Origin of the sequence: Bacillus paranthracis (assembly GCF_001883995.1) — a bacterium.
Classification (GTDB): domain Bacteria; phylum Bacillota; class Bacilli; order Bacillales; family Bacillaceae_G; genus Bacillus_A; species Bacillus_A paranthracis.
The window spans coordinates 1-17,922 of record NZ_MACE01000015.1; the positions used below are offsets into that span (position 1 = coordinate 1).

23 protein-coding genes and 1 pseudogene are annotated in these 17,922 nt (G+C 34.2%); 9 read left to right on the forward strand and 15 right to left on the reverse strand.

Annotated elements, in window-relative coordinates; all coding sequences use genetic code 11:
- Window positions 1-106 (reverse strand): annotated as a pseudogene (locus BAQ46_RS05190) (CPBP family intramembrane glutamate endopeptidase); the annotation flags it as partial.
- Window positions 107-720: 614 nt separating this feature from the next.
- Here BAQ46_RS05190 and BAQ46_RS05195 point away from each other — a divergent pair.
- Complete coding sequence (locus BAQ46_RS05195) at window positions 721-1,311, forward strand: TetR/AcrR family transcriptional regulator (RefSeq protein ID WP_047376240.1); 591 nt, start codon at window positions 721-723, stop codon at window positions 1,309-1,311.
- A 369-nt stretch (window positions 1,312-1,680) separates the two neighbouring features.
- On the opposite strand, the gene BAQ46_RS05200 is transcribed toward BAQ46_RS05195, so the two are convergent.
- Complete coding sequence (locus tag BAQ46_RS05200) at window positions 1,681-2,160, reverse strand: hypothetical protein (protein ID WP_025991629.1); 480 nt, start codon at window positions 2,158-2,160, stop codon at window positions 1,681-1,683.
- Window positions 2,161-2,176: 16 nt separating this feature from the next.
- Entirely contained in the window at window positions 2,177-2,656 is a 480-nt protein-coding gene (locus tag BAQ46_RS05205; protein WP_000801047.1) for a GyrI-like domain-containing protein, read from the reverse strand.
- 110 nt (window positions 2,657-2,766) lie between these two features.
- Here BAQ46_RS05205 and BAQ46_RS05210 point away from each other — a divergent pair, with 110 nt between their 5' ends.
- On the forward strand, window positions 2,767-3,729 hold the full coding sequence (locus tag BAQ46_RS05210) for a helix-turn-helix transcriptional regulator (RefSeq protein WP_000755048.1): 963 nt from the start codon (window positions 2,767-2,769) through the stop codon (window positions 3,727-3,729).
- A 143-nt stretch (window positions 3,730-3,872) separates the two neighbouring features.
- On the opposite strand, the gene BAQ46_RS05215 is transcribed toward BAQ46_RS05210, so the two are convergent.
- From BAQ46_RS05215 to hcp, 5 genes are all read right to left on the reverse strand, one after another.
- Window positions 3,873-4,622, reverse strand: coding sequence for an ABC transporter permease (locus BAQ46_RS05215; RefSeq protein ID WP_000837823.1), 750 nt, complete (start codon window positions 4,620-4,622; stop codon window positions 3,873-3,875).
- The gene (locus tag BAQ46_RS05220; protein WP_071741733.1) at window positions 4,623-5,384 is read right to left on the reverse strand and encodes an ABC transporter ATP-binding protein; all 762 of its coding nucleotides are present in this window, start codon (window positions 5,382-5,384) and stop codon (window positions 4,623-4,625) included. It abuts the gene before it with no gap.
- Between the two features lie 155 nt (window positions 5,385-5,539).
- Window positions 5,540-5,881 (reverse strand): DUF1048 domain-containing protein, encoded by a 342-nt coding sequence (locus BAQ46_RS05225; RefSeq protein ID WP_000889650.1) that lies wholly within the window; start codon window positions 5,879-5,881, stop codon window positions 5,540-5,542.
- Window positions 5,882-5,957: 76 nt separating this feature from the next.
- Window positions 5,958-6,278 (reverse strand): PadR family transcriptional regulator, encoded by a 321-nt coding sequence (locus tag BAQ46_RS05230; protein ID WP_000429483.1) that lies wholly within the window; start codon window positions 6,276-6,278, stop codon window positions 5,958-5,960.
- A gap of 423 nt (window positions 6,279-6,701) precedes the next feature.
- Window positions 6,702-7,988, reverse strand: coding sequence for a hydroxylamine reductase (hcp, locus tag BAQ46_RS05235; protein ID WP_002170193.1), 1,287 nt, complete (start codon window positions 7,986-7,988; stop codon window positions 6,702-6,704).
- A 275-nt stretch (window positions 7,989-8,263) separates the two neighbouring features.
- Here hcp and BAQ46_RS05240 point away from each other — a divergent pair, with 275 nt between their 5' ends.
- Entirely contained in the window at window positions 8,264-9,295 is a 1,032-nt protein-coding gene (locus BAQ46_RS05240; protein ID WP_071741778.1) for a hypothetical protein, read from the forward strand.
- Between the two features lie 436 nt (window positions 9,296-9,731).
- Here the strand turns inward: BAQ46_RS05240 and bla2 are convergent, their stop codons facing one another.
- Both bla2 and BAQ46_RS05250 read right to left on the reverse strand, forming a co-directional pair.
- Complete coding sequence (gene bla2 / locus BAQ46_RS05245) at window positions 9,732-10,502, reverse strand: BcII family subclass B1 metallo-beta-lactamase (protein ID WP_071741734.1); 771 nt, start codon at window positions 10,500-10,502, stop codon at window positions 9,732-9,734.
- Between the two features lie 145 nt (window positions 10,503-10,647).
- Window positions 10,648-10,929, reverse strand: a complete 282-nt coding sequence (locus BAQ46_RS05250; protein WP_001028126.1) for a MazG nucleotide pyrophosphohydrolase domain-containing protein — start codon at window positions 10,927-10,929, stop codon at window positions 10,648-10,650.
- 111 nt (window positions 10,930-11,040) lie between these two features.
- Here BAQ46_RS05250 and BAQ46_RS05255 point away from each other — a divergent pair, with 111 nt between their 5' ends.
- A complete protein-coding gene (locus BAQ46_RS05255; RefSeq protein ID WP_071741735.1) occupies window positions 11,041-11,331 on the forward strand; it encodes a DUF3784 domain-containing protein in 291 nt (96 codons plus the stop codon).
- A gap of 28 nt (window positions 11,332-11,359) precedes the next feature.
- On the opposite strand, the gene BAQ46_RS05260 is transcribed toward BAQ46_RS05255, so the two are convergent.
- Window positions 11,360-11,641, reverse strand: coding sequence for a hypothetical protein (locus BAQ46_RS05260; protein WP_000397700.1), 282 nt, complete (start codon window positions 11,639-11,641; stop codon window positions 11,360-11,362).
- 132 nt (window positions 11,642-11,773) lie between these two features.
- Between BAQ46_RS05260 and BAQ46_RS05265 the strand changes: the two genes are divergently transcribed.
- Complete coding sequence (locus BAQ46_RS05265) at window positions 11,774-11,968, forward strand: hypothetical protein (protein WP_000819249.1); 195 nt, start codon at window positions 11,774-11,776, stop codon at window positions 11,966-11,968.
- 112 nt (window positions 11,969-12,080) lie between these two features.
- Window positions 12,081-13,118 (forward strand): serine hydrolase domain-containing protein, encoded by a 1,038-nt coding sequence (locus tag BAQ46_RS05270; RefSeq protein ID WP_071741736.1) that lies wholly within the window; start codon window positions 12,081-12,083, stop codon window positions 13,116-13,118.
- A gap of 36 nt (window positions 13,119-13,154) precedes the next feature.
- On the opposite strand, the gene BAQ46_RS05275 is transcribed toward BAQ46_RS05270, so the two are convergent.
- The 4 genes from BAQ46_RS05275 to yeiL all read right to left on the reverse strand — a co-directional run bounded on the left by BAQ46_RS05275 (window position 13,155) and on the right by yeiL (window position 16,297).
- Window positions 13,155-13,403, reverse strand: coding sequence for a hypothetical protein (locus tag BAQ46_RS05275; protein ID WP_000666946.1), 249 nt, complete (start codon window positions 13,401-13,403; stop codon window positions 13,155-13,157).
- A 265-nt stretch (window positions 13,404-13,668) separates the two neighbouring features.
- Window positions 13,669-14,712, reverse strand: coding sequence for a flavin-containing monooxygenase (locus BAQ46_RS05280; RefSeq protein ID WP_071741737.1), 1,044 nt, complete (start codon window positions 14,710-14,712; stop codon window positions 13,669-13,671).
- A gap of 139 nt (window positions 14,713-14,851) precedes the next feature.
- Window positions 14,852-15,583 (reverse strand): metallophosphoesterase family protein, encoded by a 732-nt coding sequence (locus tag BAQ46_RS05285; protein WP_000684261.1) that lies wholly within the window; start codon window positions 15,581-15,583, stop codon window positions 14,852-14,854.
- Between the two features lie 21 nt (window positions 15,584-15,604).
- Window positions 15,605-16,297 carry a transcriptional regulator YeiL gene (gene yeiL, locus BAQ46_RS05290; RefSeq protein ID WP_033702248.1) on the reverse strand — a complete coding sequence of 231 codons (693 nt, stop codon included), beginning with the start codon at window positions 16,295-16,297 and terminating at the stop codon, window positions 15,605-15,607.
- Window positions 16,298-16,406: 109 nt separating this feature from the next.
- On the opposite strand from yeiL, the gene BAQ46_RS05295 reads away from it, so the two are divergent.
- The 3 genes from BAQ46_RS05295 to BAQ46_RS05305 all read left to right on the forward strand — a co-directional run bounded on the left by BAQ46_RS05295 (window position 16,407) and on the right by BAQ46_RS05305 (window position 17,915).
- Complete coding sequence (locus BAQ46_RS05295) at window positions 16,407-16,853, forward strand: DMT family transporter (protein ID WP_061130361.1); 447 nt, start codon at window positions 16,407-16,409, stop codon at window positions 16,851-16,853.
- Between the two features lie 13 nt (window positions 16,854-16,866).
- Window positions 16,867-17,331: a DMT family transporter gene (locus BAQ46_RS05300; protein ID WP_071741738.1), complete on the forward strand. Its 465-nt coding sequence runs from the start codon at window positions 16,867-16,869 to the stop codon at window positions 17,329-17,331.
- 89 nt (window positions 17,332-17,420) lie between these two features.
- A complete protein-coding gene (locus BAQ46_RS05305; protein WP_071741739.1) occupies window positions 17,421-17,915 on the forward strand; it encodes a hypothetical protein in 495 nt (164 codons plus the stop codon).
- The last annotated feature ends 7 nt before the right edge of the window (window positions 17,916-17,922 follow it).

The following is a 17,922-nucleotide window of genomic DNA, read 5'->3' on the forward strand; positions in this document are numbered from 1 at the left end:
AAAGGGATATGCCAAATAATATGAACAAGCCAATTTGAAGTAGTGCAAACAGTATATAAACTATTAGCATAATAAGTTCTTTTGTATTCGTTTTTATAAAGCTCACTTTATTACCTCCATAATGAAATTACTTAGAATCTTTGATTTTTCTTTCTGCATAACGTTCTCCTTCTAAATATACTTATATAAATTCCAGACCGGACGGTTCGGTCTGAAAACTAATGATACTATAAGTTTCTAGTTTTTTAAACCCCCTTTATAAATTATTTACAAAATCAAAACGGTACAAAGCAAATAAATTTATATTTCAGCTCCTGATCTACAATCAAATTCCAGTACTCATTCATTATTAACAATTAATCTTTTATAGTATGAAGTGATACGGCTTTTAACCGCAAGATCTCCTAATTAAACGAAGTGAAAATGAGAGTAGTTCAAACATTTTAGCTAAACATATTAATTAAAATTATATATAATACTCATATGTCGATACGGTAAAATTAGTTGCATGATATGACTGAATTAACCAACTGGTCATATTGTTTTTGACAGAAAATTCATTCGAATAGTATGGATAATACAGTTTGAGGTTTCCATCAGATAGGAATTGATAAGATATTTTTTGTTCCAAACTTATTTATACTCACAAAAAATCAAGAAAATAGAGGGTAAACATTACCTGGAATATTAAGCTCGTTTTTATTAGGAGGACTATAAAGCATGACTAAAGTTGATAAGGTAAAAGAAAAAATTATTGAAACATCTTTATATTTATTTAATACTAATGGGATAACTCGCACATCCATTCAGGATATAATGACAGCCACTGAACTACCGAAAGGATCTATTTATCGTAGATTCAAAAATAAAGAAGAAATTGTTCTTGCTGCCTACGACAAAAGTGGTGAGATTATGTGGAGTCATTTTCATAAAGCAATGGAAAATAAAAAGACAGCAATCGATAAAATCCTTGCAATTTTCCTTGTATATCAAGATGCAGCTAATAACCCCCCTATCGCCGGAGGCTGTCCATTGCTTAATAGCGCAATTGAAAGTACTGGAGTATTTCCAGAATTACAAAAAGCAGCAGCAAAAGGCTATGATGATACAGTAATGTTAATGGCTTCTCTCATAAAAGAAGGAATAGAGAAACAAGAACTTAAAGAAGAGATAAACATTATTTCGCTCGCTTCTTTCCTTGCCTCTTCAATGGAGGGCGCTATTATGGCAAGTCGTGTATCTAACGATAATATACACCATCATTATTTTATTGAACAAATAAAACATCATCTTTTCTCTTATTCTAAATAAGTGAGAACTTGCATTGCTTTCATTCAATTTTTATAGACTTAAATTGAATAAACCCCTCACATAAAGAATGCTTTCTATTTATGTGAGGGGTGAATAGTTTTTAGCAAAGGTAGCTTTTTAGGCGTTGTATATTATGCATACAACCAATCTATTTTTTTACATACCTCTCCTCACTATCTTGACGTGGATTTTAGGTTCTTATTTGTTACTGGTTAACCAAAAACTTTATAAAATCTCACATGTTCTTAGCTTGATAGCGATGCGCCGCTTCCCTATTTAAAAGAATGTAAAAAAGGCCAACAATTCAAGATTGTTAGCCTCCATATTCCATAATCGTGCATTTTAAAATACTACAAACGACTGGATTCTTCAACTTACACTATATTCTCCTTTAATTACAAAAAACGAACCCCGAATTGTTCCAGCTAATTTAGACTTCTGCCTAGCAAACTTAAATTTCTCTGCCAATTCTGTTGGTACCTCCATTCCATCAGAAAGCTTAAATCCAACAGCCCTCTTCTTCGGGTTATCCAATGTATACATGACGTTAATCACAAGACCATCTTCATAAAAGACGTATGCAAACTTAATATTTTCCACTTGAAAATACGATGTTTCTAAAGGTTTCGCCGCAAATTCAATATCACGTTCTTCCTTCAAAATGCGGTTCACATAATCAAGAGTCTTCTGGCTTGCACTAGCTGGTACAACTATAAATTCATGCTTGTATTTATTCATAAAGTAACGGGCTTCATGAGCACGTAAACCAGCTAGCGCTTCTACTATAGGTGAAGACTCTAAACCAACTGTAGTTACATTTTTAAAATCAACGATACAGGACAATTTCATCTCTCCTTTTAACTATTTACTTCCTAACAACCGGAATCCACATTTCACCAAACACTAAACCGTTTCTTTTCCCCATCTCAACCGTCGTATTTGGTCCACCAACATAAGCAAAATCTGTTGCTTCTCGTAAAGCCTGACCGAAGGCGATACCAGTAAGCTTATTACTTAGCTCTTCAGCTGTTTTGTCTTCCCCTTTTACTACTAAGTATTCTCCCTTAGGAAACTGAATCACTCTAGATTCTTCTTCTATTTGTGCTTCTGTCATGACGCCCGCATAATACATCATCTTGTTATTCACCGCTTCGCTCACAGAAAAAATGTAATCATTTGTAGCTAGAGCTTTTAAAGTATCCAACCTTCCATCTTCTTTAACAGCCGACCAAAAGTCTTCCTTTTCTTTTTTTATTCCAACAAAATCTGTATATTCACTCTTAATTTCAGTTCCAATACCTAACACAATAAAGCTATCTTTTTCTTCAATCGTATAATTTTTCATATTCAAAACCTTCCTTCTTTTAAAATGAATCAAATGATTTATCTTTTCATCTGATGAGTTTATAATAACTTTAAATCATGTCAAAAAATGATACTGTTTAGGAGAACCAAATGAAAAAAGTTGAACGGATTAATACAATTATGCGGTATATCAACAATCGCTCCCACTTTACAATTTCAGAAATCATACGAGAATTTAACATCTCTCGATCGACAGCTATTAGGGACATTAGAGAAATAGAAGCTATGGGCATGCCACTTGTTGCTGAAGTTGGGAGGACTGGGGGATATTTTGTTATGCATAACTCTATCCTGCCCGTTGTTCGCTTTACTGATAACGAAGTGAAAGCTCTTTTTATTGCCTTTATGGCTACAAGAAATCAACAACTTCCCTATTTAAAAAGTCGTCAATCTTTAGCCGAAAAACTGTTAGGACTCATCTCAGAAACCCAGCAAGATGATATCGTTCTTTTAAATCAACTCTTGCTGTTTGAAGGGACTAACCCATATAACCCTGATCTACTTGAGCTTTCTGACCTCCCTCACCCTATGTTAGAAAAACTCATCCAAATCCTTCTTTTGGATAGACATTTATTGATTTCCATTAAAGAAGAGAAAGAAATCAAGTCTTATTCCATTTATCTATTACACCTGTATCAAGAAAAAAGTCAATGGATCATTGAAGGTTTTGACTTAAAAGAAGAAAAGAAGAGAATGTTTCCTGTCGATCATCTCATCCATATCGAACCATACACGACGAAAAAAAAGCTAAATAAGAAAAAGATTTTAGAAAAACTAAGTAAGAAGGATGAAGTGATTAACCTTATACTTGAACTTGGTCCAAAAGCAATTGCCCAATTCAAAAAATACCACCCTTTCAAAATTTCAATATCTTATACAAATCCTTACCAATCCACAGCCATTTTAAAAACATTTATCAATGTTAACAATTCGGATGAAGTAACGGAAATAGTAAATTGGCTACTTTTCCTAGGGAAAGATATTACAATTAGGGAAATGCCTGAAGAAATACTAGAGAATTTACAAAAGCAATTGTGCTTTTACACTCCATAAGCAGTGAGCCATTGTCACTGGGTAGATATCCTTTTTTAATATCATTTTATTTACTACAGCGAGAGCACAACAAATAATAAAAGCACGGAAAATCTTTCCGTGCTTTTTCAAAGATATATATTATTTCGGACGATTTATTTCACTTACCCTAACTGACGTTTAAATGCTTTACTAGCGAAAAAGTAAGAGATGATCATGATCCCTACGCACCAAGCGAGCGCAATCCAAATATCGCTTCCAACAGATCCTTCATATAAAAGAGCACGAATCGCATTCACGATTGAAGTTACAGGCTGGTTTTCAGCAAATGCACGAACAATTTTCGGCATCGTTTCGGTAGGTACGAAGGCCGAACTAATAAATGGAAGAAAAACGAGTGGGTACGAATATGCTGTCGCCCCTTCCATAGACTTCGCTTTCAGCCCTGGAATGATAGCCAACCATGTTAGCGCTAACGTAAACATCCCTAGTATCCCAGCTACTCCAAGCCAATCTAGAATATTCGCACTGGAACGGAAACCCATTAAGAGCGCAACAAGAATAACAACTAAGATAGTAAGTACATTCGCAACAAGAGAGGTTAAAACGTGAGCCCACAATATCGATGAGCGCTTAATAGGCATCGTAATGAAACGTGCCATAAGCCCACTCTTTACATCCGTAAATAATCGTACAGAAGTGTAAGCGACACCAGATGCGATAGCCATTAGCAAAATTCCTGGCAATAAATAATTGACGTAGTTATCTGTTCCTGTTTGTATAGCCCCACCAAATACGTATACAAACAATAGCATCATCATAATCGGTGTAATCGCTACCGTAATAATTGTATCTGGACTACGCATAATATTGCGCATTAAGCGCCCAAGTAATACCCCTGTTTTGCTTTTCATTTACATCTCCTCCTTTTTGCCAATGATCGCAAGGAATATTTCTTCCAATGTAGGCTGCTTCTCGATATACTCCACTTTTGCTGGCGGGAACATCTCTTTCAGTTCAGTAAGAGTACCTGTCGTAATAATTTTTCCACCATGTAAAATAGCGATACGGTCAGCTAATTGTTCTGCTTCCTCTAAATACTGGGTTGTTAGTAAGATAGTTGTTCCTCCACCAGCAAGCTCTTTAACTGTATCCCACACTTCAATGCGCGCTTCAGGATCAAGCCCAGTCGTTGGTTCGTCAAGAAAAATAACTGCTGACGCCCCGATCAAACTCATCGCGATATCAAGCCGGCGCTTCATCCCGCCTGAATACTGATCTGCCCTTTGATTGGCCGCATCTGTCAGGCTAAATCTATCAAGCAAATCGTCAGCAACTTGAGCAGGATTGGAAACACCACGTAACTTGGCAATCATGATTAAGTTTTCCCTCCCGGTAAGCATGCCGTCTAAAGCTGCAAATTGTCCTGTCAAACTGATACTTTGACGAACATGATCTGGTTGGCGCTTAATATCAAATCCGCAAATACTTCCTTCACCGCTATCTTGTTTCAGTAGCGTCGAAAGGATGTTAACCGTTGTCGTCTTTCCCGCTCCATTTGAGCCTAGCAGCGCGAAAATTTCTCCACGCTGCACCTCAAAATCCACTCCCTTTAAGACTTCTTTATCTCTAAAAGCTTTTTTTAACCCTTTTACAGAAATCGCTGCATTACTCATACTTTTTCCCCCTTATAAAATTAAATTACCTGCACCCTCTATTTAGTACCACCGATAATCTGTATTACTTAGTAGTGGTTTAAAAATATAACTGAATAGCGATGGCGTTAATTCACATTTATGACCAGCTAATCAGTCGGTATTACTTGTTGCATTTATTTTTTTCTCAATTTCTTCATAATACTTTCATTCAAATCTTCACGATACTTAGAAACATACGTTTTAGCGTTTGCCACTAGTTCGTCAGCAAAAGATGCCACATCTTCCCCAGTAATATCTAACACTTGTCTGCCTTCCGCTGCACCAGCTTCAAACAAATCGATTAATTCGTACTGAATGTGCAGCATATCCATCCCGTTTCCGGTCGAAAAATTCCACATGTAGTTTTGAATTTTCTTAAACACAAACTGATAGTCCTCTGGCAGTGCTGCAACACGTGCCATCATCATTCTATACTCTTTTTTATCACCAATTAATTTTTTGAATATTTCCAACATCTTATTTTCCTCCTTTTTTTATAAAGCAGAACCAGAAACTCTCCAAATATGAGCCGAAACATTTTATATTATGAGGCTAGTTTGACTTCAAGACGTTAATTTTTGACGATACAAAATCCCATTTTTTCCAAAACAATTCAAGTTCCTGACGTCCAGCTTCATTTAATGAATAAAACTTACGAGGCGGTCCCATATCTGATGGTTTCTTTTCAATATTCACAAGCTTTTTCTTCTCTAATCGTACGAGGATAGTATAGACTGTTCCTTCCACGACTTCTGTAAACCCAAGATCATTCAGGTGGCGAGTAATCTCATAACCATACGTTTCACGGCGACTAATGATTTCCAGCACACACCCTTCCAGTGAACCTTTCAACATTTCAGTTAAATTTTCCATGTTCTGATCCTCCTTTACCCCCTATTCTGTCTGACTTATATTCAGTATTACAGAGTACTAAGGCGAATTTTTACTGAATAGCTTTTGAGTAAAACTACACTATTCAGTATTACTTATTACAACTACATTGTATGACTAAGTAGCGGTACATGTCAACTGATTTTCAAATTTCTTCTAAAATCCGCTATTACCTATTACTTAGTGAAAATTTTTTTAAGAAACAACACTACTCAGTATCACCTATTACAACTACATTGTATGACTGAGTAGTTGTAAATGTCAACTCGATTTTTATATTTTTCTAAAATCAACTACTACCCACCCCGCTAAGAAAAGAAAATACCCCAAAACAATAATTCTATATTATTGTTTTGGGGCGCTATAAGCTAGCTCTTCTTCTGAATAAGACCAATCATCCTCTTGTTACGATAACATCATATCCATATCTTCTGCTGCATTTGTAATTAATTTCAAACCGAATGTTTCTTGTAATACATCGAGCACGCCAGCTGAAATAAATTCAGGCGCCTTTGGACCGATGCGAATATCTTGAATTCCAAGACTAAATAGCCCAAGCAAAATAGCAACCGCTTTTTGTTCAAACCAAGATAAGACAATGCTTACTGGCAATTCATTCACTTCGCATTGGAAAGCATCAGCTAAAGCAGCCGCTATTTTCACTGTAGAAATGGAATTATTACATTGTCCTAAGTCGATGTAGCGCGGAATCTCGGTACCAGGTACAACGCCGTAATCCACATCATTGAAGCGGAACTTTCCGCAAGAAGTCGTTAAAATCACTGTTTCAGGCGGAAGTGACGTTGCTAATTCACGATAATATTCCCCGCCTTTTCCTGGTGCATCACAACCTGCGATGACAAAGAAACGCTTAATCTTTCCTTCTTTTACTGCCTCAATAATTTCTGGAGCTAATGATAAGACTGTATTATGATGAAACCCTGTTACTAACTGTTCATCCGACTCCATATGTACTTCTGGAAGTTCTAGCGCTTTTTGAATCAATGGTGCAAAATTATCATTTTCAATTTTTTGTACGCCCTCTAGGCCGGCAATATCATATGAATAAAATCGATCAGAGTATGATCCTTTAATTGGCATAACACAGTTCGTTGTCGCTAATATGGCACCTGTAAATTTTTCAAAAAGGCGTCTTTGATCATACCATGCCTTACCGATGTTTCCTTTTAAATGTTTATATTTTTTCAGCTGCGGATACCCGTGTGCTGGTAACATTTCCGAATGCGTATAAATATTAATTTCTTTTCCTTCTGTTTGTTTTAATAATTCTTCTAACGCAAATAAATTATGGCCTGTAACTACAATAGCTTTACCCTCTACACGGTTTTGTGTAATTTGAACAGGCTCTGGCACACCAAAGTGATTCGTATGTGCCTCATCTAACAACTCCATTACTCGTAAAGCTGATTTCCCAACTTTCATAGCCATATCAATATGTTCTTGTTCATTAAAATTAGAATTTGTTAATGTCATGTACAGTGCTTCTTGCGTCGTAGCATCTACAAAAGCATCCGTATACCCTAGCTGAGCAGCATGCGTACGATAAGCCGCAATTCCTTTTAACCCAAAAACAATCGTATCTTGTAAACTCGCAATCGTTTCATTCTTGCCACAAACACCCATTACTTTACATCCGCCTGTTGGGGTTTGCTCACATTGATAACAAAACATATCATCCCACCCTCTCCCAATCATTCATTACACCCTAAGCATAATATCCATTGAAAAAAAGTGATGTGATATCAATCACAATAATATATAAAGATTTGTGACAGTTCATATTGTTGACATAATATTTTTACTATATCCTGGCATTCATACTTGCACATGATTTATTTGCATCATATATCGGTACACTTTTAAGGAATACAAATATCCTATCCACCTAACATTTCACAAATTTTTCCTTACTAATGGTACAATTAAAGTTATGGAGGGACAATATGATGGTATATATGATGTTTTATTACGGAATACTGTTTCTTATACTTGGTATTGCAGTATTTCTGTTTATTGTGGCTGGGTCACGAAAAATTAGAAATAAAAATCTTTCATTCATATTGATTGCTTTAGGGATAAATATACTTGTAAGCCCAATGGCACTTTTTATAGGTGGGATGGCAACGGATTCTCCATATAGTACTGCACTTGATTTTTGGAAAGGATTTTTCTTTATTCAAGGAATACCTCTTTTCTTACTACTTATAGCTTTCGTTTGGTGGCTTATTCGCCCGCCAAAAGTAATAGCTCCAATGAGTATTGAAAAAGACCTTGAACAAAATAGTAAAAGCACTCAGAAAAAAAGGACACGAGGTCGTCCAATTACTGCCTTACGTATTGTAATTCCAATTATTTTAGTAGTAGGCTGTTTGTCTTACATTTTGTATTTACAGGACATTACACTAGAAAAAAGTCATTCTCCAAATAATAAAAATACGATTAAAGTAGTGAAAATAAATTCAGACTCTTCTCATGGTTCCTCTCCTGTCAGAATTAAATACGGCTTATGGGAACATTTTGACATAAGTATTGCAAATGAGGGAGAACGCCTCGATTCCTCAAACGTTTTCGTAGATTGGAAAAACGATTATGAAGCAACGATAACACTACGAGGAAAAGAATCCGTACCTGAAGTTGTGGAATTTAACATATCAAATAAATCCAATGGTCCTGTTTTTAAGAAGGTACAAAAAGTGGTCAGTTCCTTTACCTTTCAAAAAAGTGAATCTCCAAATCTCATAAATATTATCGAGCTTAGAGAAACAATAAAATCAAAAGGACCAAGTCCCAGCTCAACTGTAAGAATCTATTATGGGAAAAGAGGTAGCATTTTAGAAAAATATAAAGAGGTCACTCTTAAGGAAATGTATACGACAGACAACTTCAATATCAATTGGAGAAACGATGAACAAGTACAGGTAGAAGTAATAGAGGAAAATGTAGTAACATCTAGCATCGTGATTGATTTGTCAAAATGAATTTATTTTTCACATGTTATAACTGTGTTCTATCCGGCACACGAGAGATACATAGCATTTATAAATGAATAGATTTACAGACATGATGAACCGCCCCTTTCTTTACAATACATTTACATTATCTTAACATTGTTTACATTATTTATATGATATATTTATATAGAATCTACTTAATAAATTTCATGTACATTGTTATCTTTATAATCTCTGATTTAATTGATAAGAGATTATGTTATATTTTTTATACCAGGGGTGAATGAGGATGACTGAAACTTTAAAAACACTTATTATGCTTGATGCTACTTACGTTGTTATCGCAATTATGACGGTACTGGTATTTGTATACTTGGAATTAAAATCTCAGTAACGTATGCGGACTTCGCATTTAAATATAGTTAGAAGAAAGCGAGGAGAAAATTGTTTCTCATCGCTTTTTTTATTTCAACAAATCCAATGTATGTAAAAGTAATCCTCTATCCCCTACTTCTCCATGACCAGGCACTACTAAATTTATATTTCCATATCGCTTCAGCACATTTTCAATCGATGTGGACCATTCATTTACATAAGCATCAACAACGTTTCCTAAATCTTTCGAGGACGCAGACTTCACTAAACAACCTCCAGCTAAAATTTGATATTGTGGCAACCAAACAACAATATTATCTTCTGTATGTCCCTTTCCTGGATAAAATGTTTCTACTTTCATATTTCCAAACTTCAAATTTGTAACGCTTTGTAAGTCTCCAAGTGGTTCTTCATATCCATTTTTCTTTGCTAATTCCGCAGTTAACGCTGTACTATGCGCTTTAATGCCTCTTTCTTTCAATGTTTTCATTCCACCAATTCGATCAGCGTGTGCATGTGTAATAATGACATCTGTTACGCGCTTCTTAAATTTCTTTTCTACCATCTCTATTAATTCCTTCGTTAACTTATCATCCCAAGAAGAATCGACAAGTACTAACCCTTTAGAAGTATTAAGGACTAAACCGTTCGAAGGAACTGCTTCTCCGCTAAAATAACCTAACTCCGTATGAACCCATACATTTTTGTTTAACTGAGAAATCGAAATAGTTCCTGCCTCATTTTTTATTACTTTATGCTCTACCGTTCGTTCTGCTTGTACAGAAGAAATTGTACTAACAAATGGAGTTATTCCTAGTAAACTAACACATACCCCTAATTTTAATAATGTATTTTTCATTTTCTCCACCCTTTCTTTCAAACGAAATAGTTATTACCTATAATAGACAATTTATCTTCAGTGTTTGTTCCATCTTTTCTTACATATTTTTTTCATACCATTAATAAAAAGCGCACAAAATTTTGTACGCTTTTTAACTTCCCTTTTACCATTCACGTTTTTTATTAATCATCATTTTTTCTTCAAATGCCTTCTCCAAATCAATTTCTAACTTGTTTGCTAAATCACATATATTCCAAATGACATCAAACATTTCTAAACCGATTTCTCTTTTTGCATCTTGTATTTTATCGCGCTTTAATATAACTTCCGCTAATTCCCCTAATTCCGCCATTGTATACATTGTACGCTCTTCAATTGTTGTATCTTGAAATCCTTTTTCTTCACTGAAATTTGATACATATCTCTGGAATTCCACAATATTCATACTTAATCCCCCTTCATGATACATACTCCATTTTCTATTACACTTATATTTTGTTAAATTATAACATTCATACTATAATTGATTTATAGCCCTTTAACGGAGGTGTTCTCAATGACTCTCTTCGCTTCCCCATCATTATTCATACTAGCAATCATTTCATTTGCACTAGCTTATTTCATCGGAGTAAAACAATACACTTGGCTCTTATCAGGATTCAATGAACGCCTTGTACCAGAAAAAGATAAGTTATCAAAAATAGTTGGTCTTTATAATTTAACTGCTGGTGTTATTGCCACAATTGGTAGCGTCTTCCTTACTCCTAATGTAAAAATCTTATTTCCTATCATTATAATTGGACACTTTATAATCGCTGCTTATGTAAATACACGCATGGTGCAGTGAAAAAAGATCACCCACACGGATGATCTTTTTATAATTTATCAACATATTGCTTCGCTTCTAGTAAAGAAAAACCAAAAGCTTCTCTTACTCTCTTAACTGCTGTAACTGTTTTTCCTTCTTCCATAAGCTGCCGCAACTCTTTATTAATTTCCGGTTCTCTATCTACAATTCCCATTTCTTTCGTAATTAGCTGTAACCTATCTTCCATTCGCTTTAAACGCGCATCCGTTTTCTTTTCAATTTTATTTAACTTTTCGACGATATAAATAAACCCAAAGATCGCTATCGGTATGATCATCCAAAATTCCATGACTATTCCTCCTCACTAGCTTTCATTTGTTTTATTTCACTAACTTATGTAAATTTTACCACGAAACACATTTAATGTATAATAGTAATATACAACACTGTTGATAAACCTTTTATTTCAGGGGGACACTTTATGAAAAGATTTTTTAAGACGTTACTACAATTTGTAGTTCTTTCAATTGCACTACATTTATTATTTGATATCGTTGGCTGGCTTGTTTTCAAGGCACCAATTCAAAACAAACAAATCATTATTTCATTAATTACAGCCTCATGGCTTATGTACATGTACCGCGATAAATTTTTTAAAACATTCACTTCGAATTAACTAAAAAAACTTCATCGATAAAAGATGAAGTTTTTTCTTTTTCTCTCATTCTCTCTATTTACTACTGTATAATAGAACTAACATTCTGTCTTTTTCGACGAAAGGAGTCACTATGAAATTAAAAAGTAACAATATATACGAGAAAATGAACCAATATTCCATTGTAGGTTTAAGTCTTGCTGTTATACACGACGGCAAGCTAAATGAAACAGCTGCTTTCGGAACACTTGAATCTGGAACAACTAGAACTGTTACTACAGATTCCATATTCAATTCTTGTTCTATTAGCAAATTTATCACCACAATTCTCGTACTAACATTATCCGATCAGAAAATCGTACATTTAGATGAAGACGTAAATGATAGACTCACATCTTGGAACATCCCTACTAATCTATTTACTTCACAGAAAAAAGTCACATTGCGAAACTTGTTAAGTCACCAATCTGGAATCATTGACCCACCTAATAGTTTTGAACATTATACACTTGCACATGGGCAACCAAGCATGTCTAAACTCCTTGCCGGTAAAACACCATATTGCTCCGTACCTATAGAAGTAACTTATAAACCAGAAAGCGAATTTCACTACTCGGATGCAAACTTTTGTATAATCGAAATACTACTTGAAGATATAACTGGAAAGCCATTCAACCTTTTACTAGAAGAATATATACTTCAACCACTGCAAATGGAAAATAGTACAATCTTCTCTCCTGAAGACATAGATAAAACCGATGCTTTTGCTTGCGGACATAATAAAGATGGCACCGTTACAAATGAGAAGTATCCATTTTATCCATTCGCAGCTTCTTCAGGTATTTGGACAACACCAACTGACTTATCAGCTTTAGTTATTGAAATCATTCATTCCTTACAAGGAAAGGGTAAACTAAAACTTTCTCAAAAAACAGTACAAGATATGATTTCTCCTCAAGGTTGCTCAAAATGGACGGGACTAGGTGTTTTTCTGGATGATTCAAATGAAGACTTACAAATATATTCACTCGGATGGGGCGTAGGATTTCAATGTATGATGGTTTGTTATCCATACCGGGGTAATGGTGCTGTTATTATGACGAACACTGACTTAGGTGTTCATCAAATGGAAGGGATTATTGGTGAGATTTTAAAAACGTTATCCTTATAATGAAAAAGAAAGAAGCTGTTCCTTTCAGCTTCTTTCTTATATAACATTTTTCGCAACAATTTTTATATGTTCTGGTGCAATAATCTCCGTTATACTTTCTTGGAAATCTTCCTGCAACATTTCTTCAATATGTTCTAGCTGCACTTCAACATGTGTGCATTCTAAATTATGTATATTTAAAAGTGCATAATGATCTTTTTTCTTTATTACTAAATATTGATTTTCTTCTGTTACAAGTACAGAACCTAATCGTACTCCTAGTAGGCGTTGATCATCAAACTTCACAGCCATCCCCCTTACTTTATATGTAATAAAATAACATTTTATGTAATCTACTCTTTATAAACTATATCATAATTTATTAAAATATAAATATCATATTTCTTTTTACTAAAAACCCCCTATTCTTTTATATATTTCGATACAAAAAACTTTCTCAACACGAAATTAGAATTTTCAGTTTTTATTCTTATGAAAATCAATTATAATAAAGTCAATAAATGTTTGACCTCTCCTAATTCATGTACATATGGATGATCAGTAGTCGCTGCTACTGATCTATTTTTTTGATTTCAGAAAGTAAATACGCCGCATCCTTTCCTACACCACAAATAAGTGCAGAACCTCTTTGAGACTGCCATGGCAAGCCGATATAATATAATCCTCTTACTGGACTTATTCCTTTTACATGATTAGGCAATCCATTCTCATCCACTGCCTTTTCTATTTCAATCCAGTTATAGTTCTGAATAAAGCCTGTTGACCATATAATGCTTTCTGCACTATATGTTTCACCGTTCTGAAACATAATGTTATTTTCTGATGCACTTACTACTTTTTCTTGTAGTTGTATTGATCCATTACGAATGAGTTCCTTACCTTCAAATCCAAAAATGGGATCCTTTCTCTTTTGAAACCATTTCCCCCTCTTTGTATTTACTTCGGCGTACAATAAACCCAATTTTTCTAACCAACTGAAAATACTTTTTCTAAAAAGATGTAACGGTAAATACGTTAAAGGATGACTAATAGACAGTGTAACTTCATGAGTTTTTGCCAGTTCTACTGCAATTTGCATTCCTGAATTCCCGCCACCTACTACGAGTACTTTCTCCTTAGGAATTTGTGATGGTGATTTATATTGTGATGAATGTATTTGAAAAACATGTGATGATAGATTTGCTGAAACTGAGGGAATAAACGGTTGCTGAAAACCACCTGTTGCGATAATAACTTTTTTCGTTTGTAAAATTTCTGTAGGGGTATGTAATTCGAATATATCTCTTTCTTTCTTTATTTTAAAAACTTTAGTTTGTAATTGGATCGGTAATTGAAAATGTCTTGCATATTCTTCTAAATACGTTGCAATTTCATCTTTATATGGAAATTCATTTTTTTCATCTATTAACGCCATACCTGGTAAACTACTGTAAGGCCGCGGAGTAAAAAGCTGTAAAGAATCATATCGATTTCTCCATGAATCACCAACTCGGTTTCCTGCCTCAAGTAATAAAAAATTATACCCTTCTTGTTTCAAGTAATATCCCATTGTTAATCCAGCTTGACCCGCTCCAATAATAATTAGGTCTTTCATTCTAATCCCTCCTCTTCTCAAATATATGAATACTTGTTCATATATTCATACGTTTCCATAATCATAACATTTTATTTTTATATAATTCAATATGTACTCAAAATAAAAAAGAGCAGTTTACCATAAAGTAAGCTCCCCTTCATTCTATCTTCCCAGTCTTTATCGCCTGTGCCCAATCATGCCTTTCATGTTGAGTAGCTAACCGAGCAGCTTCTTCCCAATTATACGGAACTGAAATTTGTTCAATTATCCATTCTCCCAAAACCTCTTCTATCACTACATATTTTGCATGCGGAGTTCCTGATTCCATTTTATGCATAACAGGTAACTCATCTTTGTATGCTGGAAGTCCTACACTCCCCGGATTTATAACGATTTTTTCGTTTGCTAAATACACAACTCTAGGAATGTGCGTATGACCGCATACTATTATTTTTTGCTCAATATTTTGAAGTTGATCCATTATATTTTTTTCATTCTTTAATATCGCACCATTTTCATTCATCTCTTCTAACAAATACACTTCATCTGAAATTGGCGTACCATGACAACATAACATATCTTCTATAATAAATTGTGACGGATGTTGTTGTAACCAATCTATATGATTTTTTGTTAATTGATTTTGGACAAAAGTTAGTGTAGCCGACTGCTCTTGTATAGGTTCCCAAAGCATGCGATCACAGTTTCCCTTAATATGTACCATCTCGTTCTTCATTAATATTTCAATGGTTCCTAAAGGATCTAATGGCCCATACACGCTATCCCCTAAATTTATTATCATTTCGGCCTTACGACGTGCAATATCTTTTAATACTGCTTGTAAAGCGTGACTATTTCCGTGAACATCTGAAATGATTGCTATTTTCATCTAAATCCCCACTTTACTATATTATTTATAAACATCTGCCGCCAATTCTCTCAAAACTTCCACGTTTACTACTTCAAAACAACCATCATTCTTCTTTATTATCTCTTTATCACAAAAAACATTTAATGTGCGCAACAAATGCCGATAGCTCGTTCCTAACAATTCCGCTGTTTCCGTTAAATTCCCACTAAATACGATTCTATTTCCGTGCTGTACTGCCCGTTCTCCTGCTGCTAACATGTAACTCGCAAGTCTATTTTCAAGAGGATATAGTAAATTAATTGTACTATTTTTTGAAAGCCGATTTAACTTATGCGCTAACGATCCGCAAATACATCGTAAAAATTTCGCATCATGAAATAGTTGATTTCTCACTTTCCCTAAAGGCAAACCAACACAATATGAATCTGCCATCACTTGTACGTTTGAAGTTGTCTTTTGAGAATGAATTAACTCTACATCTCCTAACAGCTGCAAGCTATCATAAAAGCATAATAATACAGATTTCCCGTTACTTAATGTATTAAACGCTTTCGCTTTTCCTTCAACGAAGAAAAATAAATAATCTATCTCTTCATTTTCTCTACAAATAAACTCATTCTTCTTAAAAAATATAAGTTCCATATATGGTTTCATATCATTACTAAAAAATGAGTCAATATTATTTTGTTTCATATACTCTGCTAATTTAATAGAATTACATATTTTCTTCATAGTTCCCCCGCCTTTACAACTACTCCCCATTGTAATCAAAATTTTCTCCTTCCACTATGACATATGTCATAGTAATACACAATTTCAGCATGATACAGTCATTACAAATATGAAATACAAAGGGGATATTACATTGTATAACTTTCTTTCTGTCTTTATTGGTGTGCTCATCGCCGTTATGCTTCCATTGAATGGGATTTTATCTGAGTTAATTGGCAAGTATACAGCAAGTGTTGTCATTCACTTTGTCGGTTTAATTGCAGTTATTTTCGTTTTAATCATAAACAAACATAAAATCCATTTTGATAAAAGTATTTCACTTTTTTTATATAGCGCTGGAGCGATTGGAGTATTCACTGTTCTTTTTAACAATATAAGCTTCTCCGTCCTTGGTGCCTCTATTACGATCGCATTAAGTTTACTCGGTCAATCCATTGCTTCCATCGTTATTGATCATTTCGGTTTATTAGGAATGAAAGTTGCAAAGTTTGAAAAGAAAAAACTAATTGGATTATGTTTCATCTCTTCTGGAATTATAATCATGACAATTTATTAATGGGGGCAAGAAAATGTTATATGTTACGACCGCTATTTTAGCTGGTGTTTCTATCGTCGTTGCTAGAATTATTAACGCAAATTTAGCAGCGAAAATTGGAAATTGGGAAGGCACGTTTTTTAATTATATTACTGGCTTATTTTTCTCTATGTTATTTTTAATTTTCAGTTCAGATTCAATGTATATTCCAATGCATACGTTACAATCCATACCTATCGCTGTATATTTAGGCGGATTAGTAGGCGTTATCGTTATTTCATTATCGAACTATATCACTCCTAAAATATCAGCATTTTATTTAACGTTACTCATCTTTATCGGACAGTTATTTGCAGGGACTATCATTGATTTCTTCCTGACAAATGAACTCTCAACTGGAAAGATTATCGGCGGTGTTTTCGTATTAATTGGGCTTACTTACAATTTACTCGTTGATCGCCCTCTTAAAACTGTTAAGAATAGCCACGTTCAACTATAATACTTTACGCTTACCTATCATATATTAATAGAAAAGCTCTTTATACGAAGTAATAGAGAGGAGAATATTCTATTAAGAAAATTATTTTACTGCTTTGTAGCACATTGATTATTTGTGGGATCATATGGTTTATAAACTCTGGAAAATCTATTCAAGATCTCTATACAGCAAATAAGCCCAAGAAAAAAGCTACTATTATTTCCACTCAAAGGGATCCAAATGAGCCCCCTGTCTTTTTAGGAAAACAGGAAATAAAAGATATACATGTCGAATCCATTAAAACAAAAAAGGATCTCTTCCTCACAAAAACAGATGAATTAAAAACGTTTATTAATAGTATGGATACCGCAAAAAAAGGAAAATTAATATTAGATGAAGAAGGATCAGATTTAATAGATTGTGATATGTGGATTACTTTCGAAGATGGAACTTATAAAAAATATTTCATTTGGGTAGTTGATCATCACAATAACGAAGTGATGATTGCTCAGCAAGATACTCCTGATGATGTAAACCTAACGTACTATCAACTAAATGAAGATAGTTCCAAAAAAGTTTATAACTTATTAAAAAAAATTATTTAAACGAAAA